The organism is Streptomyces sp. NPDC050085, assembly GCF_044460595.1.
Taxonomy (GTDB): Bacteria; Actinomycetota; Actinomycetes; order Streptomycetales; family Streptomycetaceae; genus Streptomyces.
This window is the reverse complement of record NZ_JBITJZ010000035.1, coordinates 1-5,114: the sequence shown is the minus strand read 5'-3', so window position 1 is coordinate 5,114 and position 5,114 is coordinate 1. Positions and strand designations below refer to the sequence as shown.

Genomic DNA, 5,114 nt, shown 5'->3' with positions numbered 1-5,114 from the left:
CTCAAGTCCCGGCGGGAGGAGGCGAGTCCGGTGGCGATGGCGGGGGCACGGCCGTGGATGGAGTGCATCCCGTACGTGTTCATGTAGTACGGGAAACGCGAGGAACAGCCGATGCCGGAGACGAAGACGATGTCCTCTTTCGCGCGGCCGAGCTCGGGCATGAAGCCCTGGACCGCGGCGAGAACCGCGTAGTCACCGCAGCCGGGGCACCAGCGCACTTCCTGATCGGACTTGAAGTCCTTGGGAAGGAGGCGGAGTTCAGTGGCCATGGAGTGTCGCCTCCAGCGCGTTGGCGAGTTGCTCTTCCTTGAACGGCATGCCGTTGACCTGGGTGAAGGGCTGTACGTCGGCCAGGTAGCGGGCGCGCAGCAGCATCGACAACTGGCCGAGGTTCATCTCCGGGACGACGACGTGCTCGTACCGGGCCAGGACCTCGCCCAGGTTGCGGGGGAAGGGGTTGAGGTGGCGCAGGTGGGCCTGCGCGATCGACTCACCCGCGCTCCGCAACCGGCGGACGGCTGCCGCGATGGGGCCGTAGGTCGAACCCCAGCCCAGGACAAGGGTGTTGGCCGCTCCGGACGGATCGTCCACGTCCAGGTCGGGGACCTTGATCCCGTCGACCTTCGCCTGGCGGGTGCGGACCATGAAGTCGTGGTTGGCCGGGTCGTAGGAGATGTTCCCGGTCCCGTCCTGCTTCTCGATGCCACCGATGCGGTGCTCGAGGCCCGGCGTGCCCGGGATCGCCCACGGCCGCGCCAGGGTCTCCGGATCACGCTTGTAGGGCCAGAAGACTTCGGTGCCGTCCTCGGTGGTGTGGTTCGGACCGGTCGCGAACTGGACGCGCAGGTCCGGGAGTTCATCGATCTCCGGGATGCGCCACGGCTCGGAGCCGTTGGCCAGGTAGCCGTCGGACAGGAGCAGGACCGGGGTGCGGTAGGTGACCGCGATCCGGGCCGCTTCCATCGCCGCGTCGAAGCAGTCCGCCGGGGTGCACGGGGCGACGATCGGCACCGGGGCCTCGCCGTTGCGCCCGTACATCGCCTGCAGCAGATCCGCCTGCTCGGTCTTGGTCGGCAGCCCCGTCGACGGGCCGCCGCGCTGGATGTCGACGACCAGCAACGGCAGTTCAAGGCTTACGGCCAGCCCGATCGTCTCCGACTTCAGCGCCACACCGGGACCGCTGGTCGTGGTCACCGCGAGGCTGCCGCCGAACGCCGCACCCAGCGCCGCACCGATCCCGGCGATCTCATCCTCCGCCTGGAAGGTGCGCACACCGAAGTTCTTGTGCTTCGACAGCTCGTGCAGGATGTCGGAGGCCGGAGTGATCGGATACGAGCCCAGATACAGCGGCAGATCCGCCTGCCTCGAGGCCGCGATCAACCCGTACGACAGCGCCAGGTTCCCCGAGATGTTGCGATACGTACCCGTCGGGAACGCCGTCGCCGCCGGCGCCACCTCGTAAGAGACCGCGAAGTCCTCCGTCGTCTCACCGAAGTTCCAACCCGCATGAAACGCCGCCAAGTTGGCCTTCATGATCTCGGGCTTCTTCGCGAACTTCTGCCTGAGGAACTTCTCCGTGCCCTCCGTGGGCCGGTGATACATCCACGACAACAACCCCAGCGCGAACATGTTCTTGCTGCGCTCGGCCTCCTTGCGCGACAGCGCGAACTCCTTGAGCGCCTCCACCGTCAGCGTCGTCAACGGCACCGGATGCACATGAAAGCCGTCCAGCGAACCGTCCTCCAGCGGCGACGCCTCGTACCCCACCTTCGACATCGCCCGTTTGGTGAACTCGTCCGTGTTGACGATCACTTCCGCGCCCCGCGGCACATCCGCGATGTTCGCCTTCAACGCCGCCGGGTTCATCGCCACCAGCACGTTCGGCGCATCCCCGGGGGTCAGGATGTCGTGATCGGCGAAATGCAGCTGGAACGACGAGACACCCGGCAGCGTGCCCGCGGGCGCCCGGATCTCGGCCGGGAAGTTCGGCAGCGTCGAAAGGTCATTGCCGAACGACGCCGTCTCCGAGGTGAAACGGTCACCCGTCAGCTGCATGCCGTCACCGGAGTCACCCGCGAACCGGATGATCACCCGGTCCAGGCGCCGTACGTCCTTCTCGGACAGCGTCCCCGTCCCGGGTAGCGTCCCCGTCACGGGCGGCCCGGTCATTTCCACAGACATGTGTAGGTCGGCTCCTGTCGGTCCGTTCGATCCGTTCGATCCGTTTCGGTCCAAAGTCGGTCGCGCGCGGCACCGGATCGTGCGTACACCTGAGCCTGAAGCTAGTGAGGGTCGTTAGAGGAGCACTCGTGTCCTCCCTTCAGTCCGCCCTGAAGGCGTTCAGTCCGTCGTCACGGGCAGGCACTCGGCGAGCAGGTCGACGACGTCGCGCCAGGCTCGCTGCGCGTGCAGTGGGTGGTAGCCGACGCCGGGACGCACGGTGTGGTCGACCGTTGGGTGGTGGAAGGCGTGCAGGGCGCCGCCGTAGACCGAGAGGCGCCAGTCGATGCCCGCGGCCTGCATCTCGGCGGTGAACGCGGCTCGTTGCGCGGGCGACATGATCGGGTCTTCCGAGCCGACCCCGGCCCACACCGGGCAGCGGATGCGCGCTGCCTCGCCCGGTCGGCCCGTGATGGTCGCGTTGACGGTCCCGATCGCGCGCAGGTCGACGCCGTCCCGCCCGAGTTCCAGCGCGATGGCGCCCCCGGTGCCGTAGCCGATGGCGGCGATCCGGTCGGGGTCGGTCCTGGGCTCGGCGCGCAACACGTCGAGCGCCGCGTGGCCGATGCCCCGCATCCGGTCGGGATCAGCGAGCAGCGGCATGCAACGGGCCAGCATCTCCTCGGGGTCGCCCAGATAGCGCCCGCCGTGAAGGTCGAAGGCCAGCGCCACGTATCCCAGCTCGGCGAGCGCATCGGCCCGGCGGCGCTCTACGTCGCTGAGCCCCGTGCCCTCCGGTCCGAGCAGCACCGCGGGGCGGCGGTCGGCACCGGCCGGGAGCGCGAGGTGCCCGATCATCGTCAAACCGTCGGCCGGGTACTCGACCGTACGCGTCGTCCTCGTGGTCCCCAGCGTCCTCGTGGTCCCCGGCGTCTTCTTCGTCTTCGTCGTCTTCTTCGTCATGACTGGACCGTAGTGATCGTCGAGCCCGGTCCTGCCGCTGTTCTGCCGGCGGCAGAGCGGCGCGGCTGTCCCTCTGAGGTCTCAGTCCCACTGCTGCTGCGCGAGGGAGGTGACCGGCTGCGGCTTGCCGATGACGGCGAGCGCGATGAAGAAGTTGATCTGGCCGATCGCGATCATCAAAGTGGCCAGTGCCTTCTCGTCGTAGTGCGCGGCGACCTCCGCGTACAGCGCGTCGGAGACGCGCTCCTTGCCGGTCGGAGTGGGCTGGAGCGTGGCCTCGACGAGGGCGAGGGCCGCGCGTTCGGCGGCGGTGAAGTACGGGGCGTCCTGCCAGGAGGCGACCGCGGTGATGCGGTCCTCCGTCTCGCCGGCCTTGCGCAGGAAACCGGTGTTCAGGATCGTCAGGTAGGTGTTGTTGACGATCTGTCCGGCGCGCAGGTGGACCAGGCTCATCGTGGTGCGCGGCACCGAGTGGTTGCCCGTGGCCCTGAACAGCGCGGCGCTGATGTCGTTCAGCTCGGGCACGAACTCGGCCGGGTTCGGCATCCGGGAGATAGAGGTGGTCGCGGTGCTCGCGGCGGTCTCGGCGGTCTCGGTGGTCTCGGTGTTCGTCATGGCTGGACTCCTCGGCGGGGGCCTGTCGGCCTGATCGGCGTCTTCACCAGGAGGACGGATCGACCGGGGAAGATGTGACAGGTTCCGGAGAAGAACTTCCTTCACCACTCGACGAGTTGAGACCGGGGGCGGTGCGATGTCGCCGCACCGCCCCCGGTCTCGTCGCCCGCGCAGCCCCTACTGCGGGAAGGTCACCCACCAGTCGGCCTCGATCTCCGTGGCCGCCTCGGCCAGGACGTCGGCGGGCACCGTGTCGTCCACCGAGAGCACGGCCAGGGCCTCACCGCCGGCCGCGGCGCGGGCCACCTGCATGCCCGCGATGTTGATGCCCGTCGTACCGAGGACGCGGCCCAGCGAGCCGACGACGCCGGGACGGTCCTCGTAGCGCAGCACGATCATGTGGTCGGTCAGGGCCACGTCGAGGTCGTGGTCGCCTATCGCGACCAGCTTCTGTACGTTCTTCGGGCCTGCCAGCGTGCCGGAGACCGAGACCTCCTGACCGTTCAGCAGGAGGCCGCGCACGGTGACCATCGTGCGGTGGTCGGGCGACTCGGAGCTGGTCATCAGGCGGACCTCGACGCCGCGCTCCTGCGCGAACAGCGGCGCGTTCACGTAACTCACCGTCTCGTCGACGACATCCTCGAACACGCCCTTCAGCGCGGAGAGTTCGAGCACCTTCACGTCGTGCAGGGTGATCTCGCCGTACACCTCGACGTCGAGACGGACCGCGACCTCGCCCGCGAGCGCGGTGAAGACCCGGCCCAGACGCTCCGCGAGGGGCAGGATCTGCTTGACGTCCTCGGCGATGACGCCGCCCTGCACGTTCACCGCGTCCGGCACGAGCTCGCCGGAGAGCGCGAGCCGCACCGACCTGGCGACGGAGACACCGGCCTTCTCCTGCGCCTCGTCCGTGGAGGCACCCAGGTGCGGGGTGCAGACGACCTGGTCGAACTCGAAGAGCGGGGAGTCCGTGCACGGCTCCTTCGCGTACACGTCGAGGCCCGCGCCCGCGACGCGGCCCTCCTTCAGTGCGGCGTACAGGGCGTCCTCGTCGACGATCCCGCCGCGCGCGGCGTTGACGATGCGCACGGTCGGCTTGACCTTGTGCAGCGCCTCGTTGCCGATCAGGCCGAGGGTCTCGGGGGTCTTGGGCAGGTGCACGGTGATGAAGTCGGAGACCTCGAGCAGCTCGTCGAGGGAGAGCACCTTCACGCCCATCTGCGCGGCCTTCGCGGGCTGCACGTACGGGTCGTACGCGACGACTTCCATGCCGAACGCGGCCATGCGCTGGGCGACGAGAGCACCGATGCGGCCGAGGCCGACGACACCGAGGGTCTTCTCGGCGAGCTCAACTCCCGTGTACTTGCTGCGCTTCC

The 5,114-nt window shown here is 68.7% G+C and carries 4 protein-coding genes and 1 pseudogene; all 5 read right to left on the bottom strand.

The features are described from left to right. Nucleotides 1-269, bottom strand: a pseudogene (locus ACIBUY_RS42645) (2-oxoacid:ferredoxin oxidoreductase subunit beta); the annotation flags it as partial. Then, nucleotides 259-2,169: a 2-oxoacid:acceptor oxidoreductase subunit alpha gene (locus ACIBUY_RS42640; RefSeq protein ID WP_399155554.1), complete on the bottom strand. Its 1,911-nt coding sequence runs from the start codon at nt 2,167-2,169 to the stop codon at nt 259-261. The pseudogene ACIBUY_RS42645 and the gene ACIBUY_RS42640, both read right to left, overlap by 11 nt. 171 nt (nt 2,170-2,340) lie before the next feature. Then, nucleotides 2,341-3,123 carry a dienelactone hydrolase family protein gene (locus ACIBUY_RS42635; RefSeq protein ID WP_399155553.1) on the bottom strand — a complete coding sequence of 261 codons (783 nt, stop codon included), beginning with the start codon at nt 3,121-3,123 and terminating at the stop codon, nt 2,341-2,343. Nucleotides 3,124-3,204: 81 nt separating this feature from the next. Next, on the bottom strand, nt 3,205-3,738 hold the full coding sequence (locus ACIBUY_RS42630) for a carboxymuconolactone decarboxylase family protein (protein ID WP_399155552.1): 534 nt from the start codon (nt 3,736-3,738) through the stop codon (nt 3,205-3,207). A gap of 177 nt (nt 3,739-3,915) precedes the next feature. Further along, a partial coding sequence (locus ACIBUY_RS42625; RefSeq protein ID WP_365580889.1) for an NAD(P)-dependent oxidoreductase occupies nt 3,916-5,114 on the bottom strand: 1,199 nt, incomplete at its 5' end.